The 17,155-nt window shown below is 62.7% G+C and carries 18 protein-coding genes; 7 read left to right on the top strand and 11 right to left on the bottom strand.

Annotation, left to right across the window (positions count from 1 at the left end; all coding sequences use genetic code 11):
• Nucleotides 1-25 precede the first annotated feature (25 nt).
• Nucleotides 26-496: an RNA methyltransferase gene (locus tag P3R38_RS18500; RefSeq protein WP_008095669.1), complete on the top strand. Its 471-nt coding sequence runs from the start codon at nucleotides 26-28 to the stop codon at nucleotides 494-496.
• A gap of 24 nt (nucleotides 497-520) precedes the next feature.
• Here the strand turns inward: P3R38_RS18500 and P3R38_RS18505 are convergent, their stop codons facing one another.
• Together P3R38_RS18505 and P3R38_RS18510 are read right to left on the bottom strand one after the other, a co-directional pair.
• Nucleotides 521-1,738, bottom strand: a complete 1,218-nt coding sequence (locus tag P3R38_RS18505) for a hypothetical protein (protein ID WP_027907423.1) — start codon at nucleotides 1,736-1,738, stop codon at nucleotides 521-523.
• Nucleotides 1,739-1,779: 41 nt separating this feature from the next.
• On the bottom strand, nucleotides 1,780-2,229 hold the full coding sequence (locus tag P3R38_RS18510) for a YcgN family cysteine cluster protein (RefSeq protein WP_023381764.1): 450 nt from the start codon (nucleotides 2,227-2,229) through the stop codon (nucleotides 1,780-1,782).
• A gap of 144 nt (nucleotides 2,230-2,373) precedes the next feature.
• On the opposite strand from P3R38_RS18510, the gene P3R38_RS18515 reads away from it, so the two are divergent.
• Nucleotides 2,374-2,967, top strand: coding sequence for a nitroreductase family protein (locus tag P3R38_RS18515; RefSeq protein ID WP_023381765.1), 594 nt, complete (start codon nucleotides 2,374-2,376; stop codon nucleotides 2,965-2,967).
• Between the two features lie 76 nt (nucleotides 2,968-3,043).
• Here P3R38_RS18515 and P3R38_RS18520 read toward each other — a convergent pair whose 3' ends face one another.
• The 5 genes from P3R38_RS18520 to P3R38_RS18540 form a co-directional block, all read right to left on the bottom strand.
• Nucleotides 3,044-3,976 (bottom strand): D-2-hydroxyacid dehydrogenase, encoded by a 933-nt coding sequence (locus P3R38_RS18520; RefSeq protein WP_023381766.1) that lies wholly within the window; start codon nucleotides 3,974-3,976, stop codon nucleotides 3,044-3,046.
• 78 nt (nucleotides 3,977-4,054) lie between these two features.
• Nucleotides 4,055-4,348, bottom strand: a complete 294-nt coding sequence (locus P3R38_RS18525; RefSeq protein ID WP_023381767.1) for a YcgL domain-containing protein — start codon at nucleotides 4,346-4,348, stop codon at nucleotides 4,055-4,057.
• Nucleotides 4,345-5,478, bottom strand: coding sequence for a ribonuclease D (gene rnd / locus P3R38_RS18530; RefSeq protein WP_023381768.1), 1,134 nt, complete (start codon nucleotides 5,476-5,478; stop codon nucleotides 4,345-4,347). Before rnd ends, P3R38_RS18525 begins: the two co-directional genes overlap by 4 nt.
• Before the next feature lie 124 nt (nucleotides 5,479-5,602).
• Nucleotides 5,603-7,240 carry a phosphoethanolamine--lipid A transferase gene (locus tag P3R38_RS18535; RefSeq protein ID WP_277686489.1) on the bottom strand — a complete coding sequence of 546 codons (1,638 nt, stop codon included), beginning with the start codon at nucleotides 7,238-7,240 and terminating at the stop codon, nucleotides 5,603-5,605.
• Nucleotides 7,241-7,404: 164 nt separating this feature from the next.
• On the bottom strand, nucleotides 7,405-7,770 hold the full coding sequence (locus P3R38_RS18540; protein ID WP_202675518.1) for a 5-carboxymethyl-2-hydroxymuconate Delta-isomerase: 366 nt from the start codon (nucleotides 7,768-7,770) through the stop codon (nucleotides 7,405-7,407).
• 116 nt (nucleotides 7,771-7,886) lie between these two features.
• On the opposite strand from P3R38_RS18540, the gene P3R38_RS18545 reads away from it, so the two are divergent.
• Nucleotides 7,887-8,123, top strand: coding sequence for a YdcH family protein (locus P3R38_RS18545; RefSeq protein ID WP_023381771.1), 237 nt, complete (start codon nucleotides 7,887-7,889; stop codon nucleotides 8,121-8,123).
• Nucleotides 8,124-8,175: 52 nt separating this feature from the next.
• On the opposite strand, the gene P3R38_RS18550 is transcribed toward P3R38_RS18545, so the two are convergent.
• A complete protein-coding gene (locus P3R38_RS18550) occupies nucleotides 8,176-9,360 on the bottom strand; it encodes an aminotransferase class I/II-fold pyridoxal phosphate-dependent enzyme (RefSeq protein ID WP_202675519.1) in 1,185 nt (394 codons plus the stop codon).
• A 129-nt stretch (nucleotides 9,361-9,489) separates the two neighbouring features.
• Here P3R38_RS18550 and P3R38_RS18555 point away from each other — a divergent pair, with 129 nt between their 5' ends.
• Nucleotides 9,490-9,951, top strand: coding sequence for an Lrp/AsnC family transcriptional regulator (locus P3R38_RS18555; protein ID WP_023381773.1), 462 nt, complete (start codon nucleotides 9,490-9,492; stop codon nucleotides 9,949-9,951).
• Nucleotides 9,952-10,020: 69 nt separating this feature from the next.
• Here the strand turns inward: P3R38_RS18555 and P3R38_RS18560 are convergent, their stop codons facing one another.
• Nucleotides 10,021-12,351 (bottom strand): FdhF/YdeP family oxidoreductase, encoded by a 2,331-nt coding sequence (locus P3R38_RS18560; protein WP_023381774.1) that lies wholly within the window; start codon nucleotides 12,349-12,351, stop codon nucleotides 10,021-10,023.
• Between the two features lie 282 nt (nucleotides 12,352-12,633).
• On the opposite strand from P3R38_RS18560, the gene moaA reads away from it, so the two are divergent.
• A complete protein-coding gene (moaA, locus tag P3R38_RS18565; protein WP_027907422.1) occupies nucleotides 12,634-13,638 on the top strand; it encodes a GTP 3',8-cyclase MoaA in 1,005 nt (334 codons plus the stop codon).
• Between the two features lie 20 nt (nucleotides 13,639-13,658).
• Entirely contained in the window at nucleotides 13,659-14,558 is a 900-nt protein-coding gene (locus tag P3R38_RS18570) for a bestrophin family protein (protein WP_104881368.1), read from the top strand.
• 41 nt (nucleotides 14,559-14,599) lie between these two features.
• Here the strand turns inward: P3R38_RS18570 and moaB are convergent, their stop codons facing one another.
• Nucleotides 14,600-15,139, bottom strand: a complete 540-nt coding sequence (moaB, locus tag P3R38_RS18575; RefSeq protein WP_277686490.1) for a molybdenum cofactor biosynthesis protein B — start codon at nucleotides 15,137-15,139, stop codon at nucleotides 14,600-14,602.
• A gap of 208 nt (nucleotides 15,140-15,347) precedes the next feature.
• Between moaB and P3R38_RS18580 the strand changes: the two genes are divergently transcribed.
• A complete protein-coding gene (locus P3R38_RS18580; protein ID WP_104883388.1) occupies nucleotides 15,348-16,235 on the top strand; it encodes a LysR family transcriptional regulator in 888 nt (295 codons plus the stop codon).
• Here the strand turns inward: P3R38_RS18580 and P3R38_RS18585 are convergent.
• A complete protein-coding gene (locus P3R38_RS18585) occupies nucleotides 16,223-16,996 on the bottom strand; it encodes an AraC family transcriptional regulator (protein WP_023381779.1) in 774 nt (257 codons plus the stop codon). The genes P3R38_RS18580 and P3R38_RS18585 overlap by 13 nt on opposite strands.
• Nucleotides 16,997-17,155: the final 159 nt, after the last annotated feature.

A 17,155-nucleotide genomic window follows, 5' to 3' on the forward strand; every position in this document is an offset into this window, starting at 1 on the left:
CTTTTTTTGCGAAGGACCCCGGCACGTGGCAAACAAACGGTACAGCTGCATCGGCCTGTTCAATCCCAAATCAGCGGAGAACGTAGGTTCGGTGATGCGCGCAGCGGGTTGCTACGGCGTCAACTCGGTGTTCTACACGGGCAAGCGGTATGAACGCGCGCGTGACTTCGTCACCGACACCAAGCGAGTGCACTACGACATCCCATTGATCGGCATCGATGACCTGCAGCGCATCATTCCGCTGGGGTGCACACCCGTGGCGGTGGAGCTGGTCGAAGGCGCCCGCCCCCTGCCCGAGTACACCCACCCCGACCGCGCCATCTACATCTTCGGCCCGGAAGACGGCAGCCTGAGCGCCGATGTTCGGGCGTGGTGCGAAGAGACCATCTACATTCCGACCGAGGGTTGCATGAACCTGGCGGCGACGGTGAACGTGGTGCTGTATGACCGCTTGGCCAAGGGGTTGAATACCCGCTCCGGGCCCAAGTTCAAATAAGCGAACCGCGCTGGCGGCGGCCTATCAGTCGCCCGAAGCCAGGACCTTGCTTTGCAACGCCTCGGATCGGCGCCCCAGCACGTTTTCGCTGATCTGTACGAACGCCTCGGTGCTGACGCTCGGCAGGCGCATCAAGGCCCGGGCCACATCATCCAGCGAGCGCTTGGCCTGGGTGTGAAGACGGATCTCCTTGTCCAGCGCCTGCAACAACAGCACACCACGCGCCACCTGCGCCGGGGTCGCGTGCTCGCCGCCCAAGTGAGAGACCTTGGCCGCCTGCTTGTGCAGGCGCGCCTGCCAGGCCTGGTAACGGTCATCGCTGACACCGCCGGCCCGGCGTAACAATTCGCTGGCGTAGTAGTCGGTGAGGCTTTCGCCGATCCAGTCACTGTCCTCGTGGCCGTGGATCTGTGCGAACAACTGCACCAACTCGCGCAACAACGGACTGCTGCCGTTTTCGCCCACCATAGGTCTGGCGCTGTGCAGGTACAACGATCCCTGCGCCGCCATCGCCCCGCGCCACATGCCATCGCGGGCCCCCACCACCAGCAGCTTTGGCGGGTTACGCGGGAACACCGCCTGCAACTGCGGCCAGACGAAGGTCAGCAGCGTCAGGTTGTCCATTCGGCGCATGCCCTGTCCCACCGGAGCGGCGACAGTGACCTCGGTCTCGCCCAGACGAGCACGGCGGCTGCCCAGATTGCCCGCGAGCATCCAACCGGTCGGGCGGTCGAACAAGCGCGACACGTTGTCGATGCGAAATTTGTCCTTGCCGATACGCGGCCACGCCGTCTCGACGCTTTTCCAGCCGGCAGGCAGGTCGAATGCCAGGCGCGCCACCAGCTCGGTACCGTCCTGCTGGTCGAGGCGCGCCGACGGCACCAGTTGCTCGCCCTGGAACAATGCCCAGTGCGGGGTCATGCGCGATGAATACGCGCCACTACGCAGTTTCTGGTCCAGTTGCACCCGGTAGCTGAGGCTGGTCTTGCCCGCCGCCGGATGCCACACGCCACGCTCACCCTGCTGTTGCCATTGCCCATCGGCCTGAAAACCGCTGTACGCACCCGCCTTGCCCAAGTCGAAATCCAGCGAGCGTACGGCGCTGCCATCGCCCAAGGTCAGTCGCACTTCGGCCTGGCCTTGTTCGGGCAACAGGCGCACCTGGTAATCGAGATCGACCTTCTTGGCCCAGGCTGGGGCACAGGCCACGAGGCCCAACAGCAACAACAGCTGACAACGCATACAGAAACTCCTTGTTTCCCAGAGGCGACTGGGCGCGCCGTTCAGCTGGCGCGGAAAATCAGGTGGTCTTCCCAGTCGTCTTCATCCACATCATGCTCGCTGAGCATACGCCCGGACTGGGAAATGCGCTGTTCGTGGACTTGTTTGCGGTCACCGCACACCAGAGGGTGCCAGGCTGGCAGGTCCTTGCCCTCGCTGACCAGGCGATAGCCGCAGGTGCTGGGCAACCATTTGAACTGGTCGGCCTTGCCCGGCGTGAGCTGGATGCAGTCGGGCACATGGGCGAAGCGGTTGGGGTAGTCGCTGCACTGGCAGGTGTTCAGGTCCAGCAACTTGCAGGCGATGCGGGTGTAATAGACGCTGTTGTCGTCCTCGTCCTCGAGCTTTTGCAGGCAGCACAAACCACAGCCGTCGCAAAGCGATTCCCACTCCTGCGGGTCGAGTTGTTCGAGGGTCTTGCGCCGCCAGAACGGCGCGTCGTCAGCAATCATCACACGGGTTTCCTGCAGTCATCTTGAGTCCGCGGCGCGCGGCGGCGCCAGTCTAGAGCCTGGCCTTCGGCAAAGCCAGACCGCTTGTCAGTCCCGCGCGCAGGCAGTAGCGTGCGGTATTTCCCACCCATTGCAGGATCAGCCATGAGCGCCAACCCTCGCATCGCCGATTACGCCATCAACGAGCAGTTCATCAACCGCTGGTCGCCCCGCGCCTTCACCGCCGAGCCGATCAGCGAAGCAACCTTGCTCAGCTTCCTGGAAGCCGCACGCTGGGCGCCATCGGCCTACAACTCGCAGCCGTGGCGTTTCCTTTATGCACGCCGGGACACCGCGCATTGGGAGCGCTACCTGGACCTGCTGGTGCCGTTCAACCGCAGCTGGGCGCAACAGGCCTCCGCGCTGGTGCTGATCATCTCCAAGACCACATTCGCCGCACCCGGCACCCACGAAGAGAAGCCGGCCCTGTGGCACACCTTCGACACCGGGTCCGCCTGGGGCCACCTGGCACTGCAAGCCAGCATCAGCGGTTGGCACACCCACGGCATGGCCGGGTTCGATCAGGCGTTGGCCCGCGAAACACTGAAAATTCCCGAGGGCTACGAGTTGCACGCCATGGTGGCGATCGGCAAGCTGGGCGACAAGGCCAGCCTGGACGAAGCGCTGCAAGCCCGTGAAGTGCCGAGCCCACGCCGACCGCTGAGCGAGTTGGCGGCCGAGGGTGATTTCAGCCTCTGAGCCTTTGGCTGGCTTTCCGGCTTGATCGCCGGCAAGCCGGCTCCTGCGTGGGGTTGGCCGCAACGCTGCAGATAGTTCAGTAACCCCGGGCGAAAGCCACTTCGCCACGCAACCCCTCGCCCGCCTGATACCCGCGCACATTCTCGACGAACAAGCGCACCATCGCCACCGGCGACGTCGGTGCCGAGCTATGCCCGGTCAGCAGCAAACCCCAGGCGGTCCAGAACGGATGCCGCTGGGGCAAAGGTTCTTGCCGGCAGACGTCGATCACCGCACCCGCCAGGTGCCCTTGCTTCAACGCCTCGACCAGGTCGGCATCGACCACGGCCACACCTCGACCGGCATTGATGAACAACGCACTGGGCTGGAACCGCTGGAACAGCGCTGCGTCGTACACATCATGGGTCGCTGGGGTATCCGGTAGCAGGTTGAGCACGTAGTCGACCTGCCCCACCAGCCGCGGCAAGTCCTCCAGGCCAGCCACCTCGACGAACGGCGCCTGCTCGCGGGCACGGCTGGCAACGCCGTACAGCGTCACCCCGAACGGCTGGAGAAACTCGGCCACGCACTGGCCGATATCACCGGTACCGACGATCAGCACCTTGCGCCCTTGCAGCGAACGCCCAGGACGATCATCCCAGCGCCGCTCGACCTGGCTGACCAGGCGTGACAGCACTTCGCGCTCATGGACCAGCATATAGGTCAGCATGTACTCGGCCATTACCTGGCCAAAGATGCCCACCGCCCGGGTCAAACGGTAATCACGCGGCAGGCCCTGGGCCAGCAACGGGGTGATGCCGGCCCAGGTCGATTGCATCCAGTCGGGTTTGTGGCCCTGGCGCAGCAGGCTTGCCAGCAAGTCCGGCTGGCCCAGCCATACCGGGCATTCTGGCGCCTGGCGCGCCAGTTCGGCGGAATCGCCGCTGGTCAGGATTTCCAGATCCGGGGCCAACTCACTCAGCAGGCGGGCATAAGTGGCATGATCCTGTTCAGCGATCAGAACGCGCATCGACGTGACAACCTTGACAGATAACGACAGCGGCCCGATCTGCGGGCCGCCTGGCAAAAGTGGGTAACCGCGCCTGGGTCAGGCGGGATCGTTACGGCGCAGCAACTCTTCGGGCAGGTGCTCGATGTAGTCGTCTTCAGGTGGCGGCATCTGCAGGTGATAGCCCTGGTTCTCCAGGTTCTCCAGCACCTTCGCGATGTCTTCGCGGGCCAGTTTGCGCTCAGGGGTCAGCACCAGGTCGAAGGCGTGCACGGGGGTGCCGAAAAACGGCAGCAGGCCTTCGGGTACGCGCTCCAGGCCGTCGGCCTTGAGCACATAGAGGTACATTTCGTGCTTGCGGGGGCTCTTGTAGATCGAGCAGATACGTTTCATTGGGTCTCTCCGGCGCCCGCCAGGTTGTCCAGCAGGGCCTGGCCCATGCGCTGGCGACGCCAGCCGCGCAGCGAATCGGGCAGTTGATAAGGGCCATTGGGATAGCCGCTCTTGAGCAAGGCTTCCAGGGTCTTCTTGCGCAGCATCAGTTCCGGGGCGATGCCCAAGCGTTCGCCTTCGGCCTGGCCAACGGCGCGCAGGCGCTTGAGGATGCCTGCGGCTTCGATCGGCAGTGGTTCGGGCAGCGCCTGCGGCCATTGCTCCTTGGGCAGGCTGGCGGCACGCTTGATCAGCTGGATCAGGAACTCGCCGTCCTGCCGAATGGTGCGCGGGTGCATCTCGTCGATCTTGGCCAGGCCCGACAGGCTGTCGGGTTGGGTCCTGGCCATCGGCCACAGCGAGTGCTCCTTGAGGATGCGATTGCGCGGCACATCGCGGCTGCGGGCCTCTCGCTCGCGCCAGGCACAGAGTTCGCGCAACACCGCCAGTTGCTGGGGCGACAGCTTCCAGGCCAGCTTGACCTCACGGTAGAGGGTTTCAGGCTCGACCTCACGGCGCAGCTGAGCCACCAGCTCGGCACCGTCTTCCAGCACCCAGGCGTACTTGTCATCGGACAACCGCGGACGCAGGGCGGCGAACAGCTCGGCCAAATGCACGGCATCCTCGGCGGCGTAGCTCACCTGGGTTTCCGACAGCGGCCGCTGCAGCCAATCCGAGCGGGTTTCGCCCTTGGGCAGCTCGATGCCCAGCACTTCCTGAACCAGGCGCGAATAGCCCATGGAGAAGCCCAGGTTCAGGTAACCAGCCGCCAACTGGGTGTCGAACAGCGGCTGCGGCAGCTTGCCGGTAAGGCGCAGCAGCACTTCGAGGTCTTCGCTGCAGGCGTGCAGCACCTTGACCACGGCGCTGTCATCGAGCAGCTCGGCCAAGGGTTGCCAATTGCCGATCAGCAGCGGGTCGATCAAGAACGCCCGCTGGCCATCGCCGATCTGGACCAAACCGGCCTTGGGGTAAAAGGTGTCGACGCGCATGAATTCGGTATCGAGCGCGACGAACGGCAGTTCGCGCCAGCGCAGGCAGTGTTCGGCCAGGCTCTGGTCGTCACGAATCCAGTGTATTTCGATGGCCACGAGGCTCTCCCACTAACATTGGCGCGCAGTATATACGGCGCGGGCACTGCTGGTGAAACCTGCGCCATCCTTGAGGTCGATCAGTGGTGTCCTGGAAGCCTTGATGAGGGGGCTGGACATTCTCTCAGCGCTTGGCCGCCAGCCAAGGCCGGCAGCTGGCGAACATATCCAGCGACTGCTGGTAGACCTCGGTGTGCACCTGCAGCAGGCCGAGCATCGAGTGGAACAGGTTGTCCTGGGACAACGGCGCGTCCCTGAGCTTGGCCAGGCAGTCGTTGTCGATGCCGAAGTCTTCACGGTAGCTGTCGGAGAACCAGGTCAGCAGCGGCACATGCTTTTGCTGCTCCGGTGCCATCATGTAGGGCGTGCCATGCAGGTACAGGTTGTATTCGCCCAGCGACTCGCCATGGTCGGACAGGTAGATCATCGCGGTATCGACCTTGTCCTGCTTGCTGCGCAGGATGTCGATCAACGAGGCCAGCACCTTGTCGGTGTAGGCAAGGGTGTTGTCATAACCGTTGATGATCTCCTGCTGGCTGCACTGGTCCAGCGCATTGCTCTGGCACACCGGGCCAAAGCGACCACTGTCCGCCGGATAACGCTTGTAGTACTCCGGCCCATGACTGCCCATCTGGTGCAGCACCAGCACGGTGTCCTTGTCGAGGTTGTCGATCAGATCGCCCAGGCCCTGCAGCAGGATTTCGTCATGGCATTCGCCGTTGGCGCAGAGCGTCGGGTCCTTGAGGTTGCTGACATCGACGAACTGCACACGGTCACAGGTGCCCTTGCAGCCGGACTGGTTGTCGCGCCACTGCACGGCAAGACCCGCGCGCTGGAGGATGTCCAGCAGCCCTTCGCGATTCTTGGCCACCCGTGCGTCGTAATCCTTGCGCCCCATGCCGGAAAACATGCAAGGCACCGACACGGCAGTCTCGGTCCCACAGGAGTGCACATCGGAAAATGCTACCAGGCCCTGCTCCTTGGCAAGGCTCGGCGTGGTGTCGCGGTCGTAGCCGAGCACCCCGAAGTTCTCTGCCCGTGCGCTTTCGCCCACGACCAGGACGGTCAGCGATTTGCGCTCATGGTGCTGCCAGGCGGCATCGCGACGGGCATCTTCGCCGTAGTTCTCGAACGGCCGCGCAGCCGTACCGACCCGCTCGCTGACATAGCCAATGGAAGCACCGACGATGTTGCTGGGGGTCAGCATCAGGCGCAGTTCGTGATGGTTTCGAAACAGCGACGACAGCCCTTGGTAGTTGACCAGCGCCACCGAGCCCAAGGCCACGACACAGGCACCGCTGACCACCAGTTTGCCGAGCAGTTCTCGGTGCCAGGCGCGGCAGGCGATGGGGGCCTTCCACAACAGGACCGAAGGCAATACACCGAGCAAAAGTATATAAAGCGCAAACTTCAAGGAGAGCAAGTCACGCACTTCGGCAACATTGGTCTCGGCGATATTACGAAACATCCCCGAATCAATTAGCACACCATATTGGTTCATGAAGTAAGCGACCCCTGCGCCACTCATGAACAAGAGGATCAATAGCGGTTTTAATACGTAGCGGAAGGTAAACAGCGTCAAGATCAGATTGAAGGCGAACACCATCAGCAGGGCGAACGCCATCCCCAACCAAAGCCCAGTCATGCCCGGCGGCAGGATGTGCTCCAGGTGCTGCCAGAGGAAGGCATTGAAGCCGATCAACAGGTAAAGGCTGGCCAGCAGCGTAACCCATTCGGTCCGCAGGTATTTGAAGTTGAGCATCAGCGTTCGCAATCAAGAGTGATTATCAGCCAAGGCCTGAAAGGCACCTTGGTAAAGTTGGCGAAACTCTAGAAAGCGAACCATCAATTTTTCGTGAAAAAGACGCCAACAAATTCGTGAGCCAGCATCTTTTTCAAATTAGAAGCCGTTCATTCAGCTGTCATTCAGCCTGGCAGGTGGAGTTTGGCGTACGGCACTCGCTCGATGTCCAGTACCTCGACACACAGCTGAAGGTCCAGGCCGGGGTGCTGCGGGATGGCGTCGCGTAACACCTCGAGCAGACTGGCAGACAGTTGTGCCTTCACCTGGGGCGAACGTCCATCGAGGATGGCCAGCCGCACATGGGCGAAGGCCCGCTCACCCGGCGCGGTGCCGACCCGGTAGTGGGCAAACGCCTGGGCCCGGCTCTTGATGTCCCGTTCATCGGCGAACTGGCCACTCCCGACCAGCGCATGGTTCAGGCGCAGCAGCAGCGTATCGACATTCAGTTCACGCAGGTTGTCGCTGTATTCCAGGTTCAGATGGGGCATGGCGCAGGTTCCGGTTCGCCGAAGGGAGGCGACAGCCTACCCCAGTCCCCTACCTGCGCAAAGGCGGCTATCCTCAAAGGTCAGGACCTTACCGACAACCCGACAGAGGTGAAGAAATGCCAGTTCCGCACGATTTGCTCGCTGACCTGCACGTATCCGCCGACCAGTTCCAGGCACTCATCGACAAGGACCAGGAACTTCACAAGCTGCACAAGGAATACAACGCCAAGGACAAAGAAGTAGTGACTGCCGAAACCAACGGCACCAATGACGATGTGATCAATCGCCTGCGCAAGGAACGGTTACTGCTCAAGGACAAGATCGAACGGATCATTCATCCGCCCAAATCCTGATTCCACGCCCTATCGCCGGCAGGCCGGCTCCTGAACGGAGCCGGCCCAGCCTTCACACCGCAGCGGACGCCTTGAGCGCCCCGTCCAGATCCTCGATCAAATCGCGGTAATCCTCGATCCCCACCGACAGGCGCAACAGGTTTTCGCTGATCCCCATTTCGCCTTTCTGCGCCGGGCTCAGCGAATTGTGGGACATGCTCCAGGAATGGTTGATCATGCTCTCCACCCCGCCCAGGGAGTCGGCCAGGACAAAGATCCGCAACGCCTCCACCAGACGATTGAGCGCCGCCCGGTCACCCCCTTGGACCTTCATCGCCACCACCGCTCCGCCAGCGCGCATCTGACGCTTGCACAGCTCATGCTGCGGGTGGCTTTCCAGCCCCGGGTAATAGACCTTCTCGATCTGCGGGTGGCTTTCCAGAAAACGCGCCACCTGCAACGCATTGGCGCATTGACGCTCCATGCGCACGTCGAGCGTCTTTAGCCCCCGCAGGGCCAGATAGCAGTCGAACGGTCCCTGGATCGCGCCCACCGCCATGCTGATCTTGCGCAGGCGGGCCAGCAATTGCTCGTTGGCGGCCACCACCACGCCGCCGGTGAGGTCGGAATGGCCGCCGATGTATTTGCTCGCCGAGTGCATCACCAAGTCCACGCCCAGGGTGATCGGGCGCTGATTCCAGGGCGAACAGAAGGTGTTGTCGATGCAGGTGAGGATGCCGCGCGAACGGGCCAGGTCGCACACCGCCTTGATGTCGACCAGGTGCAACAGGGGGTTGGTCGGCGACTCGATCCAGATCAATTGGGTCTCGGGGCGAATCGCTTGCTCCACCGCGTGAATGTCGTTGAGGTCGACGTAGGTAGTGGTCAGCCCTGAGGTACGCCCGCGGTAGTCCTCCAGAATTCGGAACGTACCGCCATAGACGCCGTTCATAACCACCACATGGGCATCCTTGGGCAGCAGCTCGAGCACCGTGGCGGTAGCGTTCACGCCAGAGGCGCACGCCACTGCGCCAACGCCCTCTTCCAAGGCGGCGACACAGGTTTCGTAGGCATGCCGCGTCGGGTTGCCCACACGGCTGTAGGCGTACTCGGGGTTATCGTCCAGACTGCGCTTGATATACGAACTGGCGGTGTAGATCGGCGGGAAGATCGCATTGTCGGCGACGCTGGACTGTTCACCGGCGTGGATGGTACGGGTGGCGAAATTACGCGGCTTGTCGGACATGGTCGGGTCCATTGGTCGAAGGGAGACAGGTTGAAGAGCGCCACTATCTCACACCCGCGCAAGAGGCTCCTATAGCAGTATTTTTTGCTATTTCACGCTACCCTCGGAGAATAATTTTTCTCACTTGATCGCCAAAGGCCCATGGACAGTTTCGACCAACACATCCTGACCCTGCTCCAGCGCGACGCTTCGATTTCCCTCAAGGACCTGGCCGAGGCCGTCAACCTGTCCACCACCCCGTGCTGGAAACGGGTCAAACGGCTTGAAGAAGACGGCTACATCATTGGCCGCGTTGCGTTGCTCGACCCGCAGCGGCTAGGGCTGGGCTTGACCGTGTTCGTCCAGCTCAAGACCCAACGCCACGACAGCGCATGGCTGGAGCAGTTCGCCACGACGGTGAACGGCTTCGAGGAGGTGATGGAGTTCTACAGAATGTCCGGAGACTGGGACTACATGCTGCGTGTGGTGGTGGGGGATATCGCGGCATATGACCGTTTCTACAAGAAACTGATCAACAGCACCGACGGACTTTCCAACATCACTTCCAGTTTTGCCATGGAGCAGATGAAGTACACCACGGCGTACCCGGTGCATCGTTCGTGACAGGTGCCAGCCTCATCACCGGCACGCCGGCCCCTGCAGCATCAGCGTGACGGCGATGATGGGCTGTGTTCAGTCCGCTGCCAGCACGGTGCCGATCCGGTTAACGGCCTTGGCTTTCTCCAGTCGAATGGCCACGAATTTGGAGGTTGGCGTGTAGGTCCCTTCGCCGTAACTTTCCAACGGTACCAGCGGGTTGGTCTCGGGGTAGTAAGCCGCCGCCTGCCCCTCGGGCACGTCATAGGGCACCAGACGGAACCCCGCTACACGACGCTCGCGGCCATCCTCCCACAGCGACACCATGTCCACCTGCTCACCCGGCTCGAAGCCCAGGCGGCGAATGTCAGCCTCATTGACGAACACGACCTCGCGCAGGCCGAACACCCCTCGGTAGCGGTCATCCAGGCCGTATAGCGTGGTGTTGTACTGGTCGTGCGAACGCAGCGTCTGCAGGATCAGGTCCGGCTTGTCACCACGGGCCAGCACCTGGGCATTGACCAGGTGTTCAGGCAATTGGCTGGCGCTGAAACGCGCCTTACCAGTGGCGGTGCGCCAACTGCGCTCGGCGGCACTGTTGCCCAGGTGGAAGCCCCCCGGATGCTGCAGGCGCTTGTTGAAGTCGGCAAAACCCGGAATCACATCGGCGATCAGACTGCGTATGCGGCCATAGTCGGCGATGGCGTATTCCCAGTCGATGGGCTTGTTGCCCAAGGTGGCCTTGGCCATGCCGGCGATGATGGCCGGTTCTGAACGCAGATGGGGCGACCGTGGACGCAGTTGACCGTGGGAGAGATGCACCATGCTGAAGGTGTCTTCAACGGTAACACCTTGCGGACCGGTGGCCTGCAGGTCGATCTCGGTACGGCCCAGGCAGGGCAGGATCAGCGCATCGCGCCCGGTAACCAGGTGCGAGCGATTGAGCTTGGTGGAAATCTGTACCGTCAGCGCACAGTTGCGCAAGGCTGCATGGGTACGGGGCGTATCTGGCGTGGCTTGGGCGAAGTTGCCCCCCAACGCGACGAAGACCTTGGCCCGCCCCTCTTCCATCGCCTTGATCGCCAGCACGGCGTTGTGCCCAGGGTTACGCGGAGCGCGAAACTGGAAGCGCTTCTCCAGCGCATCGAGCAGCCCAGCCCTTGGTTTCTCGTCGATGCCCATGGTGCGGTCGCCCTGCACGTTGCTGTGGCCACGCACCGGCGACAGGCCTGCGCCCGGCTTGCCGACGTTACCGCGCAGCAACTGCAAGTTGACGATTTCCTGCACCGTAGCCACCGAGTGACGGTGTTGGGTGATCCCCATGGCCCAGCACATGATCACTCGCTCGGCCTTGCGGTACATACGTGCTGCCAACTCGATCTCGGCCAGGGTCAAACCCGACTGCTCGACGATATGCTCCCAGGAGGTGGCATCCACCGCGGCCAGGTAGGCCTCGACGCCACTGGTGTGCTCCGCGATGAAAACATGGTCGAACACGGGGGGTTCACCCTTGGCCAGGGCTTCGCGCTCCCACTGCAGAAGGAACTTGGCGATACCGCGCATGGCAGCCATGTCGCCGCCGAGGGCCGGGCGGAAATACGCGGTGTTGGTCGGCTCGGAGCCATTGCTGAGCATCTCGAAGGGATGCTGCGGATGCTGGAAGCGCTCCAGTCCACGCTCCTTGAGCGGATTGAAGCACACCACCTGTGCGCCACGCTTGACCGCCTCGCGCAGGGGTTCGAGCATCCGCGGGTGGTTGGTGCCAGGGTTCTGGCCGATGACGAAGATCGCATCCGCCAGCTCCAGGTCGTGGAACACCACCGTGCCCTTGCCCACGCCAAGGGTTTCGGACATGCCGGTACCGCTGGCCTCATGGCACATGTTCGAGCAGTCGGGGAAGTTGTTGGTGCCGTAGGCGCGCACGAACAGCTGGTAGAGAAATGCCGCCTCGTTGCTGGCCCGACCCGAGGTGTAGAACTCGGCCTCATCCGGCGAGTCGAGCGCTTGCAGGTGCTGGGCGATCAGGGCGAATGCGTCGTCCCAAGTCGTTTCCACGTAGTGGTCGGAGGCCGCGTCATAGCGCATCGGGTGGGTCAGGCGACCCTGGTACTCCAGCCAGTAATCGGTCTGTTCGGCCAGGGCACTGACGCTGTACTTGGCGAAGAATGCCGGGTCGACCGACCGGCCGGTTGCCTCCCAGTTCACCGCCTTGGCGCCGTTCTCGCAGAACTTGACCATGTCGCTTTCCGGCGACTCGCCCCACGCGCAACCTGGGCAGTCGAAGCCGCCGTTCTGATTGGTCTTGAGCATGGCACGCAGGTTCTTGAAGGCGTTGTCACTGCCCAGCCAGCTCTTGGTCACGCTCTTGAGCGCGCCCCAGCCGGCGGCGGGGCCTTTGTAGTCCCTGATGTGTTCGTCTTGGCTCATGGGATGGATCCTCACGCGGGGCATTCGAAAAAGGCCGCCAGGTCAGTTGCCCGGCTTTTTTCCAGCGTATGGAGCCCGAACCGAGGCCGTCCAATCGAAATACCTTACGGCTCGATAAGCAGGCTCGATGATGCCCTACAGCCCATGCCACACGGGACGTGCAGCCACGATAGAGGGTATTTATCAATTAGTCGGAGAAAGCAATTTGACGGGGGTGGCGCCAGGTTATAGCTTGAACCTGACACGCGGCGTCCGCCGCCCCTACCTCATTCGAGCGCGAACGTGGAACAGAACAGCCGGCCCCTGATCGACGGCTTCAACCGGAAAATCGACTACTTACGGATGTCGGTTACTGACCGCTGCGACTTCCGCTGTGTCTATTGCATGGCCGAGGACATGCAGTTCCTGCCGCGCCAACAGATCCTTAGCCTCGAAGAGCTGTTCCAGGTCGCCGAACGCTTCGTCGCCCTGGGTACCCGAAAGATCCGCCTAACCGGCGGCGAGCCTCTGGTACGTCAGGGTATCGTCGAGCTGTGCCAGCGCATCGCCGCCCTGCCGGGCCTGCGTGAGCTATGCCTGACCAGCAATGGCTCGCAACTGGGGCGAATGGCCCAACCCTTGTTCGACGCCGGCGTCTCACGCCTGAACATCAGCCTCGACAGTCTGAATGCCGAGCGCTTCAAGCAGCTGACCCGCACAGGCGACCTCAGCCAGGTGATCGCGGGTATCGACGCCGCCCGCCGCGCCGGTTTTCACCGGACCAAACTCAATTGCGTGGTGCTCAAAGGGCGCAACGACGATGAACTGGTCGACCTGGTGCGCTTTGCCATCGACCGTGACCTGGACATCACCTTCATTGAAGAAATGCCCTTGGGCGTTATCAGCGAACATGAGCGGGGCGAGTCGTTCTGCTCCAGCGACGAGGTGCGTGAGCGCCTGGCCGAGCATTTCACCCTGGTAGAGTCCACCGAATCGTCCCAAGGCCCGGCACGTTACTGGCGCCTGGCCGAGGCGCCGGACAGTCGGGTCGGCTTCATCTCGCCGCACAGCCACAACTTCTGCGCCACCTGCAACCGCGTGCGCCTGACCGTCGAAGGTCGCCTGCTGCTGTGCCTGGGCAATGAGCACTCGGTGGACCTCAAGCACGTGCTTCGTGCCCATCCGGGCAATCCCGAACGCCTGGAAAAAGCCATCCGCGACTCACTGCACCTCAAGCCATACCGCCATCATTTCGAAGTCGGCGGCGATGTGCAGATCCTGCGTTTCATGAACATGACCGGCGGCTGAGTGCCCGCCTCTGGACTTCCATGATCGTCCACTCCCGCCCTGATGTGCTGCGCGTGTTGTTCACCCTCAAAGGGTCGATCATCAAACGCATTGCCTTGCGTTGCCTCACGGTTACCTTGCTGGCGGCACTGATCGTGTTGGTCGAGCGGCACTTCCCGGCGTTCTTCTACCCGGTCAGCGCGACCCCGTTCACCCTGCTGGGCCTGTCGTTGTCGATCTTCATGAGCTTTCGCAACAACGCCTGCTACGACCGTTGGTGGGAGGGCCGCAAGGCCTGGGGCATGCTGATCATCGAGACCCGTTCGTTCGTGCGCGAGAGCGTGGCGATCACCGACGAGCAGTTGCGCAGCCAGTTGCTGCGCAGCCTGTGTGGCTTCGCCCATGCACTCAATGCCAGGCTGCGCAACGAAGACGACCTTGCCGCGGCACGTCCCTGGCTGGCCGACACGCACGGTATCAGCCCGCACAACGTTTGCGACGGCATCCTGCGCCAGGTCGGTGCGCAGTGCTCACAGCTGGCCGAACAGAACCACATCAGCGAGTGGCGCTACACCTTGCTGGAGCAGCGATTGACGGGACTTTCGCAGGTGCAGGCTACCTGTGAGCGGATCAAGGGCACGCCGTTGCCGTTCCCCTACACCCTGTTGCTGCACCGCACCATCTACATTTTCTGCCTGTTGCTACCGTTTGCCCTGGCCGAGCCGCTGGGCTGGCTGGCGCCGCTGTTCACCACCATCGTGGGTTACACCTTCTTTGGCCTGGATGCGATCGGCAATGAGTTGGAAGACCCGTTCGGGCGCGATGAGAACGACTTGCCCACCGATGCCATGGTGCGCACCATCGAACGGGATGTGCTGGCGGGGCTTGGGGTCGAGCCATTGCCCGAGGCGTTGCAACCGGTCGATCATGTGTTGAGCTGATGCCCCAATCGCCGCGGTTTACCGACGACTGGGGGCCGACATCAACCGCGGCTCTCGCACACCGCAATCGGCTTGAGGTGCGGTACGAAATTGCACGGCCGGTGGCGGGCGTCGAGCTGCTCGGCCAGGATCCCCTCCCAGGCCGTGCGGCAGGCACCGGTCGAACCTGGCAGGCAACAGACCAAGGTACCGTTGGCCAGCCCGGCCATTGCCTGGCTCTGCACCGTCGAGGTGCCGATATCGAGGATCGACAGGGCACGGAACAACTCACCGAAGCCATCGATGCGCTTGTCCAGCAGGCACTGCACCGCTTCAGGCGTGCTGTCGCGCCCGGTGAAACCAGTGCCGCCAGTGACCAGCACCACCTGCACGTTGTCGTCGGCTATCCAGGTGGCGACCTGGGCGCGGATCTTATACAGGTCGTCCTTGAGCAGCGACCTCGCCACCAGGCGATGGCCCATCTGCACCGCGCGGCTGGCCAACAGCTCGCCGGAGGTGTCGTTGTCGTAGGTTCGGGTATCGCTGACGGTGAGTACAGCGATGTTCAGCGGTACGAACACTGCATCGGGTTTGACGCTCACAGGGTGTGCTCCTCGAATGGCATTGCCGCCACGCTAGAGGCCTGGCCGCCAGGCGTCCAATCGATATGGCGAACGGGTTCATCGATCGGCTCTATCGGCCCATGCTACAGGCACCGGCTTGCCAGCAACACGGCCGGACACCATCAAACAATGGCCAGCCAGCCAAGACTTGGTTAAGGTCCACTTACCCAGCACACCAGGCCGCACCATGGACATCAAGCAACTGAAATTCCTCATCGCCCTCGACCAGACCCGCCATTTCGGCCAAGCCGCGGCGCTGTGCCATATCACCCAGCCCACGTTGTCGATGCGCTTGCGCAACCTGGAGGACGAACTGGACCTGGTGCTGGTCAAGCGTGGCCAGCGCTTCGAGGGATTCACCGAAGCCGGCGAGCGCATCCTGGCCTGGGCGCGCACCTTGCTCGCCGCCCACGACGGTCTGCAGGCCGAGGCCGCCAGTTGCCGTGGCCAGGTGGTCGGCAGCCTGCGCCTGGGCACCGTACCGCTGGCCAGCTTCAACCCCATGCACCTGCTGATGCCGCTGCGCGCCAAGTACCCTGAGCTGCACTTTCAGCTGAGCTCGCTCAGCTCCGAGCAGATCATCGACGGGCTGAGCCGCAACCAGCTCGACCTGGGCATCTGCTACCTGGACCAGGTCAACACCAGCTTCTTCGACGTGATCGAACTGGGCATCACCACCATGGGCCTGTTGCATGACACGCGCTTTTTCCAGTTCGACGCCCCACGACTGCACTGGGACGAACTGGCCGACATTCCGCTGGGCCTGCTGAGCAAGGGCATGCACTACCGCCAGTCGCTAGACCTGAGTTTCCGCAGCCGCGGCCTGGAGCCGCTGGCGGTGCTGGAAAGCGACTCCAGCTTCCAGCTGGTCCAGGCGATCACCGCCGGCGTGTGCTGCGCAGTCATGCCGCTGGACTGCGGGCTGGAAGCGCTGAGCGCACACATGCGCATCATCCCGGTAGTTGACGCCAGCATCCACAGCCCGGTGGGCCTGCTGCTACGTCGCAGCGAGCCACGCTCGGCGATTGCCGAGCAATGTTTCGACGAAGCTCGCGCCCTGTTTCAACCTTCCTGAGTTGCCGTCGCCTGGCGGTATTGCCTGGGTGTGAAGCCGGTCAGTTGCTTGAACTGCCGGCTGAACGCGCTGTGGTCGGTGTAACCGCATTGCAAAGCCACCTCGGTGATCGGCAAGTCGCTGTGCAGCAGGCGATGGGCGTGCTCCAGGCGCGCCTTGTGGATCATCTGCCGCGGCGTGAGGTGGAACACCCGCTTGCAGTAGCGCTCCAGCTGCGCCACGGAGATTCCAGCAATTCGGGTCAACTGGCCCATGCTGATGGGCTGGTGAAAGTGCAGACGAATGTGCTCGTCCACGGCGGCCAGACGCTGGTAGGCAGGGTGGGTATCGGCGGCTGACTGCAAGTCTACCGAGATGCCGACCAGGCCGATGATGCGCCCCTGCGGGTCGTACAACGGGCGCTTGTGGGTCAGGCACCATCCGGGCTCGCGGCTACCGTACAGGTGCAGTTCCAGTTGGTCTTCCAGCACCAGGCCATGCTCCAGCACGCGACGGTCCTGTTCGGTGTAGCCCGGGCCCAGCTGTGCAGGGAACACTTCCGCGCTGGTCTTGCCCAGTAATGGCTGCAATTGCTTGAGGCCACAGCGCTGGACCAGGGTGCGGTTGGCCAGGACATAGCGGGCCTGGGTGTCCTTGATGAAGATGGCGGCGTTTGGGATGACGTCGAGCATCGGGAGCAACAGGGTGACGCTTGCCAGCAACACCTCGAGGGTGGCGGGGTTCTGTGCTTCCAGGGCTTGGTACAGGGCGTGGTGGGGCATCGGGATTCTCGGTTGATTGTGACGGCGCTTTCGCGGCACTCAGAATCGGCACCGCTTGTGCGGTGCATCGCGAGCGAGGCTCGCTCCTACGCTCGTTACGGGCCTGTTGGGCCTGTGACAGGCGCAGCAGATTGCCCTGTGCCACGCATGGAATCGATA

The sequence above is a fragment of the Pseudomonas sp. NyZ480 genome (assembly GCF_029537255.1).
Lineage (GTDB): Bacteria > Pseudomonadota > Gammaproteobacteria > Pseudomonadales > Pseudomonadaceae > Aquipseudomonas > Aquipseudomonas taiwanensis.

Excerpts from the sequence above, each read along its gene's own strand:
- P3R38_RS18545 (WP_023381771.1), top strand. The coding sequence starts at position 7,887 with ATGCCAGTTCCGCACGATTTGCTCGCTGACCTGCACGTATCCGCCGAC.
- P3R38_RS18550 (WP_202675519.1), bottom strand. The coding sequence starts at position 9,360 with ATGGACCCGACCATGTCCGACAAGCCGCGTAATTTCGCCACCCGTACC.
- P3R38_RS18570 (WP_104881368.1), top strand. The coding sequence starts at position 13,659 with ATGATCGTCCACTCCCGCCCTGATGTGCTGCGCGTGTTGTTCACCCTC.
- P3R38_RS18505 (WP_027907423.1), bottom strand. The coding sequence starts at position 1,738 with ATGCGTTGTCAGCTGTTGTTGCTGTTGGGCCTCGTGGCCTGTGCCCCA.
- P3R38_RS18555 (WP_023381773.1), top strand. The coding sequence starts at position 9,490 with ATGGACAGTTTCGACCAACACATCCTGACCCTGCTCCAGCGCGACGCT.
- P3R38_RS18525 (WP_023381767.1), bottom strand. The coding sequence starts at position 4,348 with ATGAAACGTATCTGCTCGATCTACAAGAGCCCCCGCAAGCACGAAATG.
- P3R38_RS18580 (WP_104883388.1), top strand. The coding sequence starts at position 15,348 with ATGGACATCAAGCAACTGAAATTCCTCATCGCCCTCGACCAGACCCGC.
- P3R38_RS18585 (WP_023381779.1), bottom strand. The coding sequence starts at position 16,996 with ATGCCCCACCACGCCCTGTACCAAGCCCTGGAAGCACAGAACCCCGCC.
- P3R38_RS18515 (WP_023381765.1), top strand. The coding sequence starts at position 2,374 with ATGAGCGCCAACCCTCGCATCGCCGATTACGCCATCAACGAGCAGTTC.
- P3R38_RS18560 (WP_023381774.1), bottom strand. The coding sequence starts at position 12,351 with ATGAGCCAAGACGAACACATCAGGGACTACAAAGGCCCCGCCGCCGGC.
- P3R38_RS18540 (WP_202675518.1), bottom strand. The coding sequence starts at position 7,770 with ATGCCCCATCTGAACCTGGAATACAGCGACAACCTGCGTGAACTGAAT.
- P3R38_RS18520 (WP_023381766.1), bottom strand. The coding sequence starts at position 3,976 with ATGCGCGTTCTGATCGCTGAACAGGATCATGCCACTTATGCCCGCCTG.
- P3R38_RS18535 (WP_277686489.1), bottom strand. The coding sequence starts at position 7,240 with ATGCTCAACTTCAAATACCTGCGGACCGAATGGGTTACGCTGCTGGCC.
- P3R38_RS18510 (WP_023381764.1), bottom strand. The coding sequence starts at position 2,229 with ATGATTGCTGACGACGCGCCGTTCTGGCGGCGCAAGACCCTCGAACAA.